The following is an 18,406-nucleotide window of genomic DNA, read 5'->3' as shown; positions in this document are numbered from 1 at the left end:
ACAGGATGACTCAAAACCGGCGCGCTGCAACAGGCATCACAGGGAAAGTGACTCGCCCTTGACCGCGCGGCGCAGGGGTTCGATATGCCCGCCATGTCGATGAAACCCATACATGTGATTGGCGGCGGAATGGCCGGTTCCGAAGCGGCCTGGCAAATCGCCGAGGCCGGCGTTCCGGTCATCCTCCACGAGATGCGGCCCGAGCGCGGAACGGAAGCCCACCAGACCGATGGTCTGGCGGAGCTTGTCTGCTCCAATTCCTTCCGCTCCGACGACGCGGAAAACAACGCGGTCGGGCTGCTGCACGAGGAAATGCGGCGCTGCGGCTCCGTCATCATGGCCAATGGCGACGCCCATCACGTGCCCGCCGGCGGCGCGCTGGCCGTGGATCGCGACCGGTTCTCCCAAGGCGTGACGGAAGCGCTGGAAAGCCACCCCAATGTGACCATCGAACGCGGCGAGGTCGCAGGAATTCCGCCGGAAGACTGGGACAGCGTGATTATCGCCACAGGCCCCCTCACCTCGCCCGCTCTCGCCGAGGCGGTGAAAGGCCTGACCGGCGAGGACGAACTGGCCTTCTTCGACGCCATCGCGCCCATCATCCACCACGAATCCATCAATATGGACGTGGCCTGGGCGCAATCGCGCTACGACAAGGGCGAGGAAGAGGCCGACAAGGCCGCCTATATCAATTGCCCCATGGACAGGGACCAGTACTACGCCTTCATCGACGCCTTGCTAGATGCGCCCAAGACCGAATTCAAGGACTGGGAAAAAGACACGCCCTATTTCGAGGGCTGCCTGCCCATCGAAGTGATGGCCGAGCGCGGGCGCGAGACGCTGCGCTATGGCCCGATGAAGCCGATTGGCCTGACCAATGCCCACCAGCCGGACGTGAAAGCCTACGCGGTCGTGCAGCTGCGGCAGGACAATGCGCTCGCCACGCTGTGGAACATGGTCGGCTTCCAGACCAAGCTGAAATACGGCGCGCAGACCGATATTTTCCGCATGATTCCGGGTCTGGAAAACGCGGAGTTTGCGCGGTTGGGCGGCATCCACCGCAATACATTCATCAACTCGCCCAAGGTTCTGGACGGGGCCTTGCGCCTGCGCGCCATGCCGCGTCTGCGCTTCGCAGGACAGGTGACAGGCGTGGAGGGCTATGTGGAGTCCGCGGCGATTGGCCTTCTGGCGGGCCGTTTTGCAGCCGCCGAGCGGCTGGGCCGGGATGTCACGGCGCCGCCCGCCACCACGGCGTTGGGAGCCTTGCTGACCCACATCACGGGCGGCCATCTGGAGGGCAAGCAGACCTTCCAGCCGATGAACGTGAATTTTGGCCTGTTCCCGGATATCGAAAAGCCCACGCACGACGCTGATGGCAACAAGATCAAGGGCAAGGAAAAAGGCCGCGCCCGCAAACGCGCCCTGTCCGCCCGCGCGCTGAACGACGTTAATGACTGGCTGAACGCCAGCGCCGCCGCAGAAGCGGCGGAGTGACCGTCTATATCGCCCTCCTTCGCGGGGTGAATGTAGGCGGGCACAACAAGCTGCCGATGAAAGAGCTGACGGAACTCTGCGCCAGGCGCGGTTTGGAAGACGCGCGGACTTATATCCAGAGCGGCAATATCGTGTTCCGCTCCAGCATCCCGCCGTCAGATATCGCGGCATCCATCCATGCCGGGATCGCCGAACGCTTTGGCTTCGACATTCCGGTCATGGTCTTCGATGCCGATGAATGGGGGCGGGTACTGTCTGCATGCCCCTATGGCGCGCTGGCGGCCGAGGACCCGGCGAAGGTTCTGGTTACCCTGCTGGATGGAAAGCCGGCGGAAAGTCAGTTGGAAAAGCTATCCGGCGTGGTCAGCGGCGATGAAGCGTTTCACCTGGACGGACGGGCCCTGTATTTGCGCCTGCCACAGGGCGCGGGTCGATCCAAACTGGCGGTGCGCGTTGCGGCCGCCAACTTCAAGACGCCCGCGACCACGCGCAACTGGCGAACCATGCTGAAACTCGAAGAAATGGCGCAAAGCCTGGACGGCTAGAGGCGTCCGGTCGCGCTGGCCCACACCATGCGCGCCTGCCTCAGGATCAGCGGCGGCTCCCCCTTCCCGGCAAATGCGTCGTAATCCGGCCGTGACATGCGATCGAGATAGGCCGGGATAAGCGAAGCATAGAGCAGCGCCGGGGCTGCCTCCGAGGGCAGGTCCGCAAAGCGGGCGCGCGCCTCCCGATGTTCGCGGCGGATGGAGGCGATGACAGGCTTGAACAGCGCGCGGGCGGCTTCGGGATCCTGATCCCGGGTCATCTCGGCCACGCTGACGCCCGCCTCGTCATAGGCCTGCTGCGGCAACCATCGCCGGTTATGCGCCAGATCGGCCGCGAACCCGCGCAGCATGCCGGTCATGGCCCATGCGATTCCCGCGTGCTTGATGGCCGCCTCCCCCGCGGCGGAAATGTCCTCGCCCGGCACGGTCAGCCAGACCGCCGCGCGCATCAGCGTCGCGGCGGACCGGTCCGCATATTGTTTCAGGTCCGCGATAGTCTGGAACGGTTCCGCGTCCAGATCGCGGGCGCGGACATTGATCATGCGATCAATCCAGACGCGCGGCGGCGCGCCGCTGGAAAAGGCGTGGCTGAGGCCGAGCGCCGTTTCGTGTCCGCGGACCTCGGCATCGGGATCGTAGATTTCCTCGACAACCTCGCGCCACCAGGCCAGCCGCAAATCGCCCAGCATCGGCTCGGTCACACGGTCACGGATTCGCGCCAGCTCATCATTGAAGGCGTAGAGCGCGATCAACCGGCGGCGGATCGTGCGCGGCGCAAACAGCGTGGCCATGCGCCGGTCCGGATCGGCGCGCATCAGACGATTATCAAGCTCCTGCCACATGGCGCGCAAGCTAGACCCAATTATTGAATTTCTATTGTTCAGCCGTCACAGGAACCAACGCCGCGGCGATATCGCGGCCCTGCCCCAACAATACATTATAGGTTCGGCACGCCGCGGGCGTCGGCGCGGCTTCCAGACCGATGCCACGGTCCAGCAGCGCCTTGTTCAGTTTCCACGGGATGTGCCGCATTTCGTCGCCCAGGCCCAGAAGCAGGATTTCCGCCTCCCGCTCGCCTTCCAGAACCGGGGCGAACATATCGACGGTAAAAGGCCCGGATTCGGGCGGCGTCCAAGAGCTTACGGATTCACCGCGCAGAAACAGCGGGCCTTCACGCCAGGCGCCGCCCACCCGAAATCCGCCCGGGCCGTATGAATCGATGGGCGGCGCAGCGAAAGGCGGCGTCTCGAACCTCACGAGTCCTGTTCGGATGTCCCGCGTTTCACGCCGGTCAGCAATAGCAGCGGCGAAGCGACAAAGATGGAGGAATAGGTGCCGATCAGGACGCCCCAGATCATCGCGAAAGAGAAACCGCGAAGCACCGCGCCGCCCAGGAAGAACAGGGCGAAAAGCGCGATCAGCGTCGTGATGGAGGTGATCAATGTGCGCGACAGGGTCTGGTTGATCGACAGGTTCAGAAGTTCGGCCAACGGCATGCGCTTGAACTTCCGCAAATTCTCCCGGATGCGGTCATAGACCACGACGGTGTCGTTCATCGAATAACCGACAATGGTCAGGATCGCCGCAATGGAGGCGAGATTGAACTCGAATTGCGTGACGGCGAACATGCCCATCGTGGCGATCACGTCATGGGTCAACGCGATGACCGCGCCCAGCGAAAACTGCCACTCAAACCGGAACCAGATATAGATCAGCATGGCGCCCAGCGCGAGGCCGACCGCCAGAATCCCCGCCCGCACCAGCTCTCCCGAAACGGCGGGGCCGACCACCTCGACCCGGCGGAATTCAACGCCGGGCAGCATTTCGACCAGCGTTTCCTGAACCGTGTTCGCGGCCTGTTGCTGCGCCCGTTCGGCCGCCATTTCGACTTCCGGGTTTTCCGGCTCCTGCTGCCGCATCTTGATCAGGACATCGTTCGCCGCGCCGAAGGTCTGAACCTGGACCTCGCCAAATCCGAGTCCGTTCAGGCTCTCGCGGATCTCGGTCAGATTGGCGTCTTCCTGGGTCTCGATCTCGATCAGCGTGCCGCCGACGAAATCGATGCCAAGATTCAGGCCCATGGTCGCGAACGCCCCGATAGAGGCGATCATCAGCACCGCGGAGAACAGCATCGCGACGAAACGGCCCTTGATGAAGGGAACCTTGGTGGTTTCGGGAACGATATGAATGAGGGAAAAACGCATGGACGCTTACCTTAGATCGGGAGTGTCTTGGGGCGCGCCATGCGCAGCCAGAGCGAGGCGATAAGCCGCGACAGGACGAAAGCGGTGAACACCGAGGTCAGGATGCCGATGCCCAGCGTCACGGCGAAACCGCGAACCGGGCCGGAGCCGAACTGGAACAGCAACACCGCCGCGATCAGCGTGGTGATATTGGCGTCCAAGATGGTGGACAGCGCACGGGTATAGCCCGTCTCGACCGAATTGACCGGCGACCGGCCCGCGCGCGATTCCTCGCGTATCCGTTCGAAGATCAGCACGTTGGCGTCCACCGCCATGCCGATGGTCAGGATGATGCCCGCGATGCCCGGCAGCGTCAGCGTCGCCTGAAGCATGGAAAGCACGCCGGCGATCAGCATGACATTGGCGAACAGGGCGATATTGGCGAAAACGCCGAAAACGCCATAGGCAATCAGAACGAACACGACGACCGCCAGGAAACCGACCACGGCGGCAAATTCACCGGCCTTGATCGAGTCCGCGCCCAGTCCCGCGCCGACCGTGCGCTCTTCAACCACGGTCAGCGGTGCGGGCAGCGCGCCGGCGTTCAGAAGCGTCGCCAGATCCGTGGCGCTTTCAATCGTGAAATTGCCTTCGATATAGCCGCTGCCGCCGGTAATGGGGCTGTTGATGCGGGGCGCGGTAATCACCTTGTCGTCCAGAACGATGGCGAAGCGCCGGCCGACATTATCGGTCGTGATGTCGCCAAAAATCTTGGCCCCGGACAGGTTGAAGGAGAAGTTCACCACCGGCGCGCCGGTCTGGGGGTGAGACCCCTGATAGGCGTTCTTCAGGTCTTCGCCGGACAGCACCGCGCGGCGGCGTACAAGGATGTCCGGCTGGCCCGCCTCGTCGCTGGGCACCAGACGCGCGCCAGGGGGCACCCGTCCCTGCATCGCCGATGTCAGATCGCCCGGGTTGTCGGAATAGACCAGATGGAAAGTCATCTGGGCGGTCTGGCCGATCAGCTCCTTCAGGCGCTCCGGGTCATCCAGACCGGGAACCTGCACCAGAATCCGGTTGTCGCCCTGACGCTGGATATTGGGTTCGGTCGTCCCGTATTCGTCAATCCGCTTGCGGATAACCTCGATGGATTGCTGGACGATGTCGCGGGACAGCTTTTCCAGCGCATCTTCGGTCTGGACCATGCGGAAGGTCGTGTCGTCCACCTGCTCGATGGAAACGCTGCGCGGATTGGCCTGCCCCGGAACCAGAATGCCGCTGACCGGCCGCGCCAGGTCTTCCAGACGGTCGGCCACCTCTTCCATGTCGCCATCGCCCAGAATGCGCACTTCGACAGCGCCGTTCTGGACCGTCACGCGATGAGGGATCAGCGGATCCTCACGCAGCACCTGCTTGGCGTCATCAACCAGCGCTTCCATGCGCTCTTCGCGCACCGCGTCGATATCGACCTCGAACAGGAGGTGCGACCCGCCGCGCAGGTCGAGACCAAGATTCATCGTCTTGTCAGGCAGGAAGCCCGGCCAGGACTGGCGGACATTCTCAGGCAGGGCATTGGGCAGCGCATAGAGCAGCCCAATGACCAGAACGGCGAGAATCAGCGTGACTTTCCAGCGCGCGAAATAAAGCATGAGGCGACCTCAGGAAGGGCGGGAACGGGGCGAAAAACCGCCGATCAGGATTTTTCGTCTTCGTTGGCCGCGGCGGGCTTGGACGCCGGCTCCGGCTTGCTGCGCACTTCGGAGATCATGCCGCGCACGACCTTCACACGCGTATTTTCCGCAATCTCAACGGTGACTTCGGCGTCATCCACCTTGGTGACCTTGCCGATCACCCCGCCGGACGTCACGACGACGTCGCCACGGCGCAGATTGCCAATCATTTCCTTGTGCTCTTTCATCCGCTTCTGCTGCGGACGAATGAGAAGAAACCAGAAAATGACGAAGATCAGGACCAGCGGCAGGATCTGGATCAGAAAGCTGCCGGACCCTCCAGCGGCGCCGGCCGCGGCGTAAGCGGGCGTAGAGAACATGAAAATCCCCGAGAAACGTGTTGTTGACGCGCGCTGCGCGAATGCGCGGCGCTGCAATGATGGCGGACTATATAGAGGCTTGAACGGTTCGCGAAAGAGGCGCGAACGGTTATGCGGTGGGAAGATATTGCATCGGGTCCACCGGGCTGACGCCCTGACGCACCTCAAAATGCACTTGCGGCGTATCAACCGACCCGGTCTGACCGGCCTCGGCGATAACCTGTCCCCGCGACACGCGGTCGCCCTCTTTCACGTTCAACGCGCGGTTATGGGCGTATGCCGTGATCCATCCGCCATCGTGCTCAACCAGAAGAAGCTCGCCATATCCGGCCAGTTCATTGCCGGCATATACGATCACCCCGTCGCCAGCCGCCCGCACCGGATCGCCGGCTTTCGCGGCGATATTCACGCCGTCATTCTGCAGCCCCTGAGATTTCGGACCGAAGGCGGACAGGATGCGGCCCTGAATCGGCCAGTCGAATTTCGCCTGCCGAATCTGCACGCCGCGCGCTGGCGGGGTGGTGCGCTCCGGCGTTGGCGTGGATGTGGCGGTGGATGCGGTTGAAGACGAGGAACTCGCCGCTGAAGACGAGGTCGTCGTGCTGGCGGGGCGCGACACGGACGCCACCCGCCGCATCGGCTCATCGGCCGGCAGCATCAGAGCCTGACCCGGCTGCAGGCCGCCGGCCGAATGCAGACGATTCAACAGCAACAGGGATGGCGGATCGATATTATATTTCGCCGCGATTTCGTTCAGCGTCTCTCCCGCCTTCACCACATGCATTTCCGGCTGCGGCACGGTGAGGGCCTGTCCGACGCTCAACGTGTAAGGCGGCTCCAGCCCGTTCGCGGAAATCATGGAATGCAACGGTACGGAATAACGCTCGGACAGAGAGAACAGCGTATCGCCCTTCTGAACCGTGATCCGGCTGGGCGTATCCTTGGGACTGGAAACCTCAGGCGCAGGTTGAAGCGGCTCCGGACTGGCGGAGGACGGCGATAGAGGCGCGGCGGAAATCTCGCTGGAGCGGCTGGGAACGGCTTGCGGCAGATCAGGCTCGTTCTGCACAACCGGCTCCGGCCGGGTCGGCGCGGGCCGCTCCGAATTCGCGCGCCGATGCTCCACCGGCGCGACCGATGGCGTGCTGGCGCACGCGCCCAGGCTCAGACCAAGACCGGCCAGCAGGCTGTATTTCACAGGCGTTCGGGCGAATGCGCGCATCATGACGGACAGAATCGCCCAACTCCCCTTAACCCTTTGCTAAGGGTGATCTAGCCGATGATCCCGGAATCGCGCAGGCGGGCAATATCCTCTGCCGATTTGCCAAGCGCCTCGCGCAAAACCTCGTCGGTTTGCTGGCCCAGCGTCGGCGGCGAGCGCCGCACATCCATCGGCGCGCCATCCATCCAGATCGGCGATCCGGTAATCTCCACGGGACCGGCCTGCGCATGGTCGACAGGCCGGCGCATCTGACGGGCCGCCGCCTGCGGCTCTTCGAACGCATCGCCCACGCTGTTGATGGGACCGCACGGCACGCCCGCCTCATCCAGCGCCGCCAGCCAGTCGGCGGAGGTCCGCGTCCGGGTCACCGGTTCGATCAGGGCGTGCAACGCCTTCCGATTGTCCACGCGGTCGCGGTTGCGCCCGAAGCGCGCGTCTTCCGCCCATTCCGGATGGCCGGCGATGGCGCAGAATTTTTCGAACTGATGGTTATTCCCGACCGCCAGGATGAAATAGCCATCGGCGCTCGGCATCCGGGCGTAAGGCACGATATTGGGATGCTGCGCCCCGACGCGCGCCGGCGACCGGCCGGAGACCAGATAATTCATCGCCTGATTGGCCATCGCCGCCAGCTGGCAGTCGAACAGCGCCAGGTCGATATAAGCCCCCTCGCCTGTCTGATTGCGGCGCTGCAGCGCCGCACAGATGCTGGTGGAGGCATACAGGCCGGTGAAAAGGTCCGACACCGCGACGCCCACCTTTGTCGGCTGCCCGCCCTCCTCCTCGGCCTCGCCAGTCACCGACATCAGACCGGACATGCCCTGGATCATGAAGTCATATCCGGCGCGCGCCGCTTCCGGGCCGGTCTGCCCGAACCCGGTAATCGAACAATAGATCAGCTTCGGATTGAGCGCTTTCAGGGAATCGTAATCCAGCCCGTACTTTGCCAGGCCGCCGCTCTTGAAATTCTCCAGCACGACATCGCTTTCCGCCGCCAGCGCGCGAATGATCGCTTGTCCCTCATCAGTGGCGATATCCACCGCGATGGAGCGTTTGTTGCGGTTGGCGGACAGGAAATAGGCCGCGTCGCCTTCTTCGCCTTCGACGCTGGTCAGAAAAGGCGGGCCCCAGCTGCGCGTATCGTCGCCGGCGCCGGGACGCTCCACCTTGATCACGTCAGCGCCCAGATCGCCCAGAGTCTGTGCGGCGAAAGGGCCGGCCAGAACGCGGGAGAGATCGAGAACGCGGATATTCTGGAGGGGCAGAGTCATACGGGCCGCCTTAGCAAGGCGGCCCGTAATTGCCTAGATGGAACCGTCGCAACCTAGCTGACGGTCTCTGTCTTTTTGCGTTTTTTTGGCGCCGCCTTGGGCTTCTTGGACGCCTTCCGGCTCTTCAGCGTGTCCGCGTCCAGCAAGTTGAAGCTCAGCTTTTCGTCGTCTTTCGGGTCGATATCGACCTCGACCACGCCGCCCTTCTTCAGCTTGCCAAACAGGATCTCGTCGGCCAGCGGCTTCTTGATGGCGTCCTGAATGACGCGCGCCAGCGGGCGGGCACCAAACTTGTCGTCATAGCCGCGCTTGGCCAGCCAGCGGATCGCCGCGTCCGTCAGCTCGAACGTGATGTTCCGATCGGCCAACTGGCCTTCCAGCTGCAGCACGAACTTCTCGACCACGCGCTCGATGATTTCCGGCGTCAGATTGCCGAAGGCGATAGTCGCGTCCAGACGGTTGCGGAATTCCGGGCTGAACAGGCGCTCGATGGCGGCCTGATCCTCGCCCTCCCGCTTGTCGCGTCCGAACCCGATGGCGTTCTTGGCCGCATCGGATGCCCCGGCATTGGTCGTCATGATCACCACGACATTCCGGAAATCGATCTTCTTGCCGTTGGTGTCGGTCAGCGTGCCGTGGTCCATGACCTGCAGCAGCACGTTGAACAGATCCGGGTGCGCCTTCTCGATCTCGTCGAGCAGCAGCACCGAATGCGGGTGCTGGTCGACCGTGTCGGTCAGCAGGCCGCCCTGGTCATAGCCGACATAGCCCGGCGGCGCGCCGATAAGGCGGGAAACCGTATGGCGCTCCATATATTCCGACATGTCGAAGCGGATCAGCTCCACCCCCATGATCGAGGCGAGCTGACGCGCGACCTCCGTCTTGCCGACGCCCGTGGGGCCGGAGAACAGATAGTTGCCGATCGGTTTGTCCGGTTCGCGCAGGCCGGCGCGGGCCAGCTTGATCGCCGCGGACAGCTGCTCGATGGCCGCGTCCTGTCCGAACACGACGCGCTTGAGATCCTCGTCCAGCGCCTTCAGCGCCTTCTCGTCGGACTGGTTGACCTGTTTGGCCGGAATGCGCGCCATCTTGGCGATGATGTCTTCAACATCCTTCACGCCGATCTGCTTCTTCCGGCGGGAGGCGGGTTTAAGCATCTGACTGGCCCCGACCTCGTCAATCACGTCGATCGCCTTGTCCGGCAGCTTGCGGTCGGACATGTAGCGGGCGGACAGCTTGACCGCCTGCTTGATGGCCTCGCTGGTGTATTTGATGCCGTGGAAGTCTTCGAAATACGGCTTCAGCCCCATCAGGATCTTGATGGCGTCCGCCTCGTCCGGCTCGTTCACGTCAATCTTCTGGAATCGCCGGGCCAGCGCGCGGTCGCGCTCGAAATGCTGACGGAACTCCTTGTAGGTGGTCGAGCCCATGCAGCGCAGCGCGCCTGATTGCAGCGCCGGCTTGAGAAGGTTCGACGCGTCCATCGCGCCGCCGGAGGTCGCCCCGGCGCCGATCACGGTATGGATTTCATCAATGAACAGGATCGCGCCGTCGAATTCCTCCAGCTCCTTGACGACCGCCTTCAGCCGTTCCTCGAAATCGCCGCGATAGCGCGTTCCGGCCAGCAAGGCGCCCATGTCCAGCGCGAAGATGGTCGCCTCGCCCAGAACGTCCGGCACTTCGCCTTCCACAATCTTGCGCGCAAGGCCTTCGGCGATGGCGGTCTTGCCGACGCCCGGATCGCCCACCAGAAGCGGATTGTTCTTGCGGCGGCGGCAGAGAATCTGGATGCAGCGCTCCACTTCCGGCCCGCGGCCGATCAGCGGATCGACATCGCCGTCCTTCGCCTTCTGGTTCAGGTTCACGCAATAGGCGTCCAGCGCCTCGGCGCCGGATTTCACCGGCTCGTCCTCGCCCTCGGCGGCGCCGCGCACCGGGCGCGCCTCGCTTTCGGCCGCGCTCTTGGCGATGCCGTGGGAAATATAATTCACCGCGTCATAGCGGCTCATTTCCTGTTCCTGGAGGAAATAGACGGCGTGGCTCTCGCGCTCGGCGAACAGGGCGACCAGCACATTGGCTCCAGTCACCTCCTCGCGGCCCGAGGACTGCACATGAATGACCGCCCTCTGCACGACGCGCTGGAAACCCGTCGTCGGCTTGGCGTCTTCCTCGCTGTCGATGGAAAGGTTGCTCAGCTCGTTATCGACGTAGCCGGCCAGATCGTCGCGAAGTTCGCTCATATCCACTTCGCAGGCCCGCATAACGGCTGCGGCGTCCGCGTCGTCAATTAGCGCCAGAAGAAGATGCTCGAGCGTGGCATATTCATGATCGCGTTCATTCGCATAGGCGATGGCGCGGTGCAGGGTTTCTTCCAGACCTGACGAGAATGAGGGCATTTGGGTCCTAAACTTTCTCCATCGTGCATTGAAGAGGATGCTGCGCGCGACGGGCCGCGTCCACTACCTGGACAACTTTCGTCTCAGCAACCTCGTACGTGAACACGCCGCATACGCCGACGCCGTTCTGGTGAACGTGCAGCATGATCGTCGTCGCCTCGTCTGAGGACTTGTTGAAAATCTGCTGCAGGACGGCGATGACAAATTCCATCGGCGTGTAGTCGTCATTGAGCAGCAAGACCCGGTACATGGACGGACGTTTGGTTTTGACGCGCGTCTCCGTGACGACTCCGGTCTGGCCGTCATCCCCCTGCCCGGGCTTGTTTTTGTTCGGCTCTGTCATCTTGGTCGAATTCGACTCTGCCTGCTCAGACTGAATTAAATATGACGAGTCGCGCACTTGAAAAGGCGTAACGCCTGCGACTTGCATAAAAATGAAAAGGCCCGGCGTCTCCGCCGGGCCTTTTTGAAGCAGTCAGGCTGGCTGCGGCTAGCGCTGGGCCTGAACCTGTTCCATCGTTTTGGCGGCGCGGTCGTTCAGCGGACGCCAGGCGTTCTTGACCAGGCCGGTCAACAGATCGGTCGTCTTGGTCATTTCGGAAACATAGCGGTCCATGGAGGACTTGGCGTACTCGCTCTGGATCTCGATCACTTCCTGAACGCTCTTCGCGGAGGCCATGCTCTTCGCCGCTTCGACGCTGCCTTCGACAGAGTCCTTGGCGTAGGCTGCGGCGCTCGTGTTCAGATCTTCGACGCCTTTGGTCGTGATCGTCAGCGACTCGATCATGGCGTCCATGTTCTCTTTGCCATAGGCGGAGAAATCGCCAATCGTAGCGGTCGTGCGCTCGATGCCTTCGCGGAAAGCCTGCTGGCCGGCTTCGGCAAACGCCTCGGCGTTGCGCTCGGCGGTTTCCGTGGCTTTTTCAGCGGTTTTCTTGGCGGTCGTGGTTTTGGTCGTAGCCATCTGTAATTCCTTTCGTGGGTCCGGTAATTTGGCGGGGCCGGAACGCGGGAAATCCAGGCCCTGCAAGCATCTGTTCGTGTTGGCGTCACGCAGCGCGCCTGTTCGGCGCCGAGGCCGGGCCCGAAGCCCTTTTCCTCACAGGCTGTGATATAGGGACAGTTCGCAGGTGCGTCAAGTTTTATTGTGCACCGCACAATTTATGTTCGCCTGTCAGGTGAATCGCACGAAACGCCATAGCCGTCGCCTGTCATTTCGGTTTACGATAGATAAACGATGGGACGGGTAGGGTGCACGGATACGAATCCGGCAACCCGACACAGGATGGGGGAACACATGCCGCGCATGCAGGCTATTGCAACGGCTCTGGCGACCTTTCTGACGATCATTATCACCGCAACCGCAGCCCATGCGGAAACAGAGCGCTATGCCTCTCTGGTGGTGGATCTGGAAAGCGACACAATCATTCATGCGCGCAACGCCGATGAATTGCGATATCCGGCGTCCCTCACCAAGATGATGACGCTCTACATGGCGTTCGACGCCCTGGAAGCGGGCGAGCTGGGCCTGACCGACAAGGTTGTGATGTCCAAGCACTCCGCCGGCCAGCCGCCCTCGAAGCTTTACATCAAACCCGGCGACAGCCTGACCGTCGAGGAAGCGATCTACGCTCTCGTCACCAAGAGCGCCAATGACGTCGCCGCTGCTCTTGGCGAGCGCATCGGCGGTTCCGAATGGCGCTTTGCCCGCATGATGACGGCCAAGGCCAAGGAACTGGGGATGACCCGCACGCGCTTCCGCAACGCCTCCGGCCTGCCGGACGAGGAACAGGTCACCACGGCCACGGACATGTATCTGCTGTCCCGCGCCCTGATGGAAAACCATCCCGGCTATTTTGGCTATTTCAATACCGAGCGCTTCGAGTTCAAAGGCCGCGGCTACGGCAACCACAATAATCTTCTGGGCCGCGTCACCGGCGTGAACGGCATCAAGACCGGCTATACGCGCGCCTCCGGCTACAACCTGGCCGCCAGCGTCGAGCGCGACGGCCATCGCCTGATCGCCGTTGTCCTGGGCGGCTCCACCAGCCGCATCCGCGACGCCCACATGGAAGACCTGATCGAGCGCTCCTATGAGGCGATCGACGAAGGCGTGGTCAATCCGACCTTCGTGGCTCTGAACGACAGCGGCACCGCGCCCAGCTCCGGCTTTGTCACGGCCGCGCCGCGCGGCCCGCAGGTCGCCACCGCGCCGGCCGTCGAGAAGGACGAACAGGAACTGGCGCTGGCCTCGCTGGAGCTCAGCAAGCCCGCCGCGCAAGGCTCTTCCGAGCGCCGCGGCGTCAAGATCGTCTTTGCCGACGACGCCGGGGAACCGACAGAGGAAGAGGCCGCCCCGGCCCCGGTCGAGGAAAAGCCTGAGCCTGCGCCCGCGCGCCCCGAACCTGTTGTGGTGGCGATGCCGGAACAGACGGACGGTCCGGTTCAGCTGGCCGCCGAAACGCCCGTGGAAACCCAAACCGACGAAGCCGCGGAAGACGAAAAGCCCGCGGCCGTCCAGATGGCCAAGCTGGTCTTCGACAAGCAGCCTCAAGGCGTCACGGCCGCTCCCGCGCCGGTTGAAGCCACGCCTGTGGCCGACGCCGAGCCCAAGGAAGTTGCGGACATTGCCGTTGCTGCACGCAAGGCTTCGCCGGTCTTCCAGGGCGAATGGGAAATCCAGGTCGGCGCCTTCGGCTCTGAAACCAAGGCGGCCGAGCGGCTGAAGGAAATCGAGGGGCTGAGTTTTGCGGCCCTGACCGCGGCCAGCACGCGGGTCGAGACGACGCCGGGCGACAAGCCGATGTATCGCGCGCGCTTTACCGGCCTGTCGCAGATCGCCGCAGCCAGCCTGTGCGCCGATCTGACCAAGCGCGGCGACGGCTGCTTCCCGATTTCTCCGAAGTCGTAAGCGAGCTGACGCGCTAGAAGCGCAAAGCCTCGCCGGCCAGCGCCGGCAGCTTCAGCACGATCAGCAGATCCCGCAGCTCCTGCCGCGCGGCGACATGGCTCATAGAGGCCGGGGTGTCATCGGGGAATTGCCCCATATCCAGCAGGGTCAGGCCGCGCGGAAACAGCTCGCGATAGATCACGCGCTCGCAGACGCCCGGCGCAATGCGGAACCCGATACGCTGGGACAGTTCCTTCAGCCCCTCGCCCACGCGGCGCTTGTTGCGCGCGTCCAGCATGGACATGCGGTTGCGCACCACCACCCAGTCGATGGGCTTCTTGTCGCGCGCAGCGCGGCGCTTGCGGGCATCCCAGATCATTTCGCCGTAAAGGCTGGGCCGCTCCACCTTCATGGTGGCGGGATTGATCGTGCCCAGCAGGTCGAAATCGACAAAGGAATCATTGATCGGCGTGACCACGGTATCGGCCGAGCCATGCGCCAGGTTCGACAAATGCGTCACCCCGCCCGGCGTATCGATCACAACAATGTCCAGCCCCTTCACGGAGTCCCGGAAACCCTGCCAGGCCTCGGCCTCTTCCGCGTCCGCGGTGTCGAGATTTCGGGCGCTGGAAGCCGACAGCGTAAAGCGCTGCGGCATGGGCAGCGGTTCGCCGCAGCGATCCGCCCAGCGCGCGCGGTTATCCAGATACCGGTCCGTGGAGCGCTGGCGCACGTCCAGATCCAGCACGCCGACCGTCAGACCCATCTTCATCAGCGCAAAAGCAAGATGCACGGCCAGGGTGGATTTGCCCGCCCCGCCCTTCTCATTGCCCACCACCAGCAGATGCGGCCCGTCCGGCGAACCGGCGCGCTCTGTCCGGGCAGACCCGCCATCGTCAGCCGTATCGCGGCCGCCCCAGCCCCCGTCTTCCATGCCTAGAAATCCTCTCCGGTGAAGTCGCTGACCGCGCAGCGCATGTCTGTCGCTTTCAATTCATCACACACCGCGGTCGCGGCGGCGCTGTCGGCGAAGGGGCCGGCCTTCAGGATAAATCCGTCTTCCTGTTCCTCGATCCGCGCCGTCCGTCCGGACAGCGCCTGACCGTGAATCATGGCCAGCGCCAGCCAGCCAGCCTCGGCGGCCTGACGGCTCGGGTAAACGCCCAGCCGCACCGCATGGAATACGCTGCGCCCGCCTTCCAGCGCCGGCGGCGCGGGCGGGTTGAACGGCGCGGGCTCCGGCTCGCCGGCCGCCACATCTGTGGAAGCGTCCATGGGTCCTGAACGCGTCGCGGGCACGCCCAGCAGGTCGGACAAGCGCCGCAATTCAAGCTCGTAAGGCCGCAGCCGCGCGGCTTCAGATTCGTCGATGCCCGACAGCTTGTCGCCGACGTCTCCGGCCAGCCGCGCCAGTTCCGCATCCGATACCGGGCCGCTGGCCATGGCCATCTGTTCCGGGGCCGATTCACAGCCGGCAAGAACAATGGCCGCCCCCGCTATAATCCAGTGAAAGCGATTCATTCGCGCAGCATGCCGGGATTCGGCGGTTTTTGTCCGTAAAAAGCTTCCGAAATCGCTGCGTCCTCTCTAAGTCTGCGGCCATGTCAGAACTTCCCATGGTCCGCACCGTCACAGATTTACGCCGTCAGGTCGCACGCTGGCGCGGCGACAGCCTGACCGTTGGCTTCACGCCGACCATGGGCGCGCTGCATGAAGGCCATTTGTCGCTGGTGAAGCGGGCAAAAGCCGAAGCCGACCGGGTAATCGCCTCGGTGTTCGTCAACCCGACCCAGTTCGGCCCCGGCGAGGATCTGGATGCCTATCCCCGCGACGAGGCGGGCGACGCGGCAAAACTGGCCGGCGCCGGATGCGATCTTCTTTTCGCGCCCGCTGTCGGGGAAATGTATCCGGACGGCTTCGCCACCTCCGTCCGGGTATCCGGCCTCACAGACTGCCTGTGCGGGGCCAGCCGTCCCGGTCATTTCGACGGCGTGGCGACGGTGGTGTCCAAGCTTCTGGGGCAGGCCCGCCCGGACATCGCCGTGTTCGGCGAGAAGGACTACCAGCAGCTTCAGGTCATCAAACGCGTGAACGCCGATCTGGACCTTGGCGCGCGCATCATCGGCGCCCCCACCGTGCGGGAGGAAGACGGCCTCGCCATGTCCTCCCGCAACGCCTATTTGTCGGAGGCGCAACGCCTTTCCGCCGGAAAACTGAACGTCATCCTGAACAATGCCGCAGGCGCGCTTTCACGCGGCGCGCGCGCGGACGAGACGCTGGATGCGGCCAGACAGGCGCTGGCCGGGGCCGGATTCGACCGTATCGATTATCTGGAGGCGCGCAGCAGCGAAGGTCTTGCCCTGCAAGGCCCCGGCCCTGTCACGGAGCCTTCCCGCGTTTTCGCCGCGGCGTTCCTTGGCAAGACCCGGCTGATCGACAACTGGCCGGTGGGCTAGGGGGTTATTCCGCCCCCTCGCCTTCGGCTTTCTCTTCCGCAATCCAGCCGCGAACCTGTTCTTCCAGCACGCTCAGCGGCAGGCCGCCCTGGCTCAGGATCGTGTCGTGGAACTGGGCGATATCGAAGTCATCGCCCAGTTCGTTCCGCGCTTCCTCGCGAAGATCCAGGATTTTGCGCTGGCCGATCATATAGCTGGTCGCCTGCCCGGGATTGGTGATGTAGCGCTCGACCTCCTTGACGATATCAAGGTCCGCAACCAGCGTGTTTTCCTTGAAATAATCGATGGCCTCTTCGCGGCTCCATTCCTTGGCGTGCAGACCCGTATCGGTCACCAGCCGCGCCGCGCGCCAGATTTCCAGGCCCAGCCGCCCGAAATCGGAATACGGATCTTCATAAAAACCCATCTCCTTGCCCAGGCGCTCCGAATAAAGGCCCCAGCCTTCGGAATAGGCGCCGTATCCGCCGAACCGGCGGAACATGGGCAGACCGTCCTGCTCCTGCGCGATGGAGACCTGGAAATGATGGCCCGGCGCGCCCTCGTGATAGGCGATGCCTTCGACCTGCGGCTTCAGCACCTCGGTCATGTCGGCCAGATTCACATAGAAGATGCCGGGGCGGGAGCCGTCCGGCGTGGCCCGGTTATAGAAAGCGACAGAAGCCGTCGCCTCGCGCCATTCCTCCACCGCGCGCACTTCCAGCGGCGCTTTCGGCAGGCGGCCGAACCAGTCCGGCGCAGCTTCCATCATCTGGTCGATATAGGCGCGCGCATCCTCCAGATACTCTTCCCGGCCCGCTTCGGTGTTCGGGTAATTGAAGCTCTCATCGGTCTTCACGTGCTGAATGAATTCATTCAGCGTGCCCTCAAAGCCGACTTCCTGCCGGATCGCATCCATCTCGCCGCGCAGGCGGTCGATCTGTTCCAGTCCGATCTGGTGGATCTCGTCCGCTGTCAGCTCGGTCGTGGTGGAGAGCGCCACCCGCGCGTCGTAATAGGCCTTCCCGTCCGGCAGCCGCCAGACGCCGTCATTGCTGTCGGCCATCGGCTGAACCTCTTCCAGCGCCGCAATCATGGCGTCATAGCCGGCCTGGAATTCTCCGGTCAGCGCGGTTTTCGCCTCGTCCAGCAGGCGCTGTTTCGTCTCTTCATCCGCGTCCAGCCCGGCGACCTTTTCCTTGATATCGGCCCAGAGCGGAGTGTCCTCGCCCTCTCCAAACGGGGCGCCGGTGATAACGGCGCGGGCGTCGGCAATGGTTGGCTCGAACACGAAGGCCGGCGGCACGACGCCCGCCTCGGCGCGGGCGCGGAAATCCGACGCGATCTCGTTCCCCACGCGCTCCACCTCGCGCAGGCGGGAGACATAGGCTTCGGCATCCTCAACCGACCCCACGCGATGGGCATTGATCATGAAGACCGGCAGGCTGCCGGTCGGCCCGCCATTGGCGCGGAAGATGAATCCGTGGTCGCGCCACTCCTGGCCAATACGCTGGCGGCGCACATCGTCCTCGAACAATTCGAAGGAGATACGGTCGCTTTCGCTCAGAGATTCCGGATCAAAACGCTCCCGCATCTCGGCCAGCTGCTGCTCGGCCAGCGCGAGGGAGCGGGCGTCGGCTTCCGCCGTATAGTCATCCAGCTGTCCATAGTTTGTCGTGCGGCCCAGATAGGTCTGGCTCTGCGGGCTTAGCGCCAGCTGTTCCTCGAAAGCCTGGTCCAGAAAACTGACCAGTTCGCTTTTCTCCTGCGCTTCGGCGGCGGGCGTGGCGTCATCCTGAACGGCGAACGCGGCCGGTGCGGCGCAGAGAAGGAATACGGAAAGGGCGGAGGCGGAAACGGTGCGGAGTGATTTTTTCATGGGCGGCACTCTGGCGGGCCACAAACCGCTCCGCAAGG

The 18,406-nt window shown here is 63.5% G+C and carries 17 protein-coding genes; 4 read left to right on the top strand and 13 right to left on the bottom strand.

Annotated elements, in window-relative coordinates:
* Window positions 1-93: 93 nt before the first annotated feature.
* Entirely contained in the window at window positions 94-1,497 is a 1,404-nt protein-coding gene (gene trmFO / locus L338_RS01680) for a methylenetetrahydrofolate--tRNA-(uracil(54)-C(5))-methyltransferase (FADH(2)-oxidizing) TrmFO (protein ID WP_027068186.1), read from the top strand.
* Window positions 1,494-2,042 (top strand): DUF1697 domain-containing protein, encoded by a 549-nt coding sequence (locus L338_RS01675; RefSeq protein WP_022696626.1) that lies wholly within the window; start codon window positions 1,494-1,496, stop codon window positions 2,040-2,042. The genes trmFO and L338_RS01675 overlap by 4 nt, the downstream gene beginning before the upstream one ends.
* Here the strand turns inward: L338_RS01675 and L338_RS01670 are convergent.
* From L338_RS01670 to L338_RS01625, 10 genes are all read right to left on the bottom strand, one after another.
* Window positions 2,039-2,860, bottom strand: coding sequence for a squalene/phytoene synthase family protein (locus L338_RS01670; RefSeq protein ID WP_022696625.1), 822 nt, complete (start codon window positions 2,858-2,860; stop codon window positions 2,039-2,041). The genes L338_RS01675 and L338_RS01670 overlap by 4 nt on opposite strands.
* 58 nt (window positions 2,861-2,918) lie before the next feature.
* Complete coding sequence (locus L338_RS01665) at window positions 2,919-3,302, bottom strand: Mth938-like domain-containing protein (protein WP_022696624.1); 384 nt, start codon at window positions 3,300-3,302, stop codon at window positions 2,919-2,921.
* Window positions 3,299-4,249 carry a protein translocase subunit SecF gene (secF, locus tag L338_RS01660; RefSeq protein WP_022696623.1) on the bottom strand — a complete coding sequence of 317 codons (951 nt, stop codon included), beginning with the start codon at window positions 4,247-4,249 and terminating at the stop codon, window positions 3,299-3,301. Before secF ends, L338_RS01665 begins: the two co-directional genes overlap by 4 nt.
* 11 nt (window positions 4,250-4,260) lie before the next feature.
* The gene (secD, locus tag L338_RS01655; protein ID WP_022696622.1) at window positions 4,261-5,877 is read right to left on the bottom strand and encodes a protein translocase subunit SecD; all 1,617 of its coding nucleotides are present in this window, start codon (window positions 5,875-5,877) and stop codon (window positions 4,261-4,263) included.
* 44 nt (window positions 5,878-5,921) lie between these two features.
* Complete coding sequence (gene yajC, locus L338_RS01650) at window positions 5,922-6,278, bottom strand: preprotein translocase subunit YajC (RefSeq protein WP_022696621.1); 357 nt, start codon at window positions 6,276-6,278, stop codon at window positions 5,922-5,924.
* Between the two features lie 109 nt (window positions 6,279-6,387).
* Window positions 6,388-7,503, bottom strand: coding sequence for a peptidoglycan DD-metalloendopeptidase family protein (locus L338_RS01645; RefSeq protein ID WP_022696620.1), 1,116 nt, complete (start codon window positions 7,501-7,503; stop codon window positions 6,388-6,390).
* A 47-nt stretch (window positions 7,504-7,550) separates the two neighbouring features.
* Window positions 7,551-8,771: a CaiB/BaiF CoA transferase family protein gene (locus L338_RS01640; RefSeq protein WP_022696619.1), complete on the bottom strand. Its 1,221-nt coding sequence runs from the start codon at window positions 8,769-8,771 to the stop codon at window positions 7,551-7,553.
* A gap of 53 nt (window positions 8,772-8,824) precedes the next feature.
* Complete coding sequence (clpA, locus tag L338_RS01635; protein WP_022696618.1) at window positions 8,825-11,167, bottom strand: ATP-dependent Clp protease ATP-binding subunit ClpA; 2,343 nt, start codon at window positions 11,165-11,167, stop codon at window positions 8,825-8,827.
* 7 nt (window positions 11,168-11,174) lie between these two features.
* Window positions 11,175-11,510, bottom strand: a complete 336-nt coding sequence (clpS, locus tag L338_RS01630) for an ATP-dependent Clp protease adapter ClpS (RefSeq protein WP_027068183.1) — start codon at window positions 11,508-11,510, stop codon at window positions 11,175-11,177.
* Between the two features lie 147 nt (window positions 11,511-11,657).
* A complete protein-coding gene (locus L338_RS01625; protein ID WP_022696616.1) occupies window positions 11,658-12,131 on the bottom strand; it encodes a phasin family protein in 474 nt (157 codons plus the stop codon).
* 333 nt (window positions 12,132-12,464) lie between these two features.
* Here L338_RS01625 and L338_RS16185 point away from each other — a divergent pair, with 333 nt between their 5' ends.
* Window positions 12,465-14,078, top strand: coding sequence for a serine hydrolase (locus tag L338_RS16185; RefSeq protein ID WP_022696615.1), 1,614 nt, complete (start codon window positions 12,465-12,467; stop codon window positions 14,076-14,078).
* A 13-nt stretch (window positions 14,079-14,091) separates the two neighbouring features.
* Here L338_RS16185 and L338_RS01615 read toward each other — a convergent pair whose 3' ends face one another.
* Window positions 14,092-14,991: a division plane positioning ATPase MipZ gene (locus L338_RS01615; protein ID WP_022696614.1), complete on the bottom strand. Its 900-nt coding sequence runs from the start codon at window positions 14,989-14,991 to the stop codon at window positions 14,092-14,094.
* Between the two features lie 2 nt (window positions 14,992-14,993).
* Window positions 14,994-15,578 (bottom strand): SPOR domain-containing protein, encoded by a 585-nt coding sequence (locus L338_RS01610; RefSeq protein WP_022696613.1) that lies wholly within the window; start codon window positions 15,576-15,578, stop codon window positions 14,994-14,996.
* 80 nt (window positions 15,579-15,658) lie between these two features.
* On the opposite strand from L338_RS01610, the gene panC reads away from it, so the two are divergent.
* The gene (gene panC / locus L338_RS01605; protein WP_027068182.1) at window positions 15,659-16,513 is read left to right on the top strand and encodes a pantoate--beta-alanine ligase; all 855 of its coding nucleotides are present in this window, start codon (window positions 15,659-15,661) and stop codon (window positions 16,511-16,513) included.
* 4 nt (window positions 16,514-16,517) lie between these two features.
* Here the strand turns inward: panC and L338_RS01600 are convergent, their stop codons facing one another.
* Window positions 16,518-18,368: a DUF885 domain-containing protein gene (locus L338_RS01600; RefSeq protein ID WP_022696611.1), complete on the bottom strand. Its 1,851-nt coding sequence runs from the start codon at window positions 18,366-18,368 to the stop codon at window positions 16,518-16,520.
* Between the last annotated feature and the right edge of the window lie 38 nt (window positions 18,369-18,406).

It is taken from the genome of Euryhalocaulis caribicus, from assembly GCF_000412185.1.
Lineage (GTDB): Bacteria > Pseudomonadota > Alphaproteobacteria > Caulobacterales > Maricaulaceae > Euryhalocaulis > Euryhalocaulis caribicus.
This window is presented reverse-complemented; position numbering and strand designations above follow the sequence as displayed.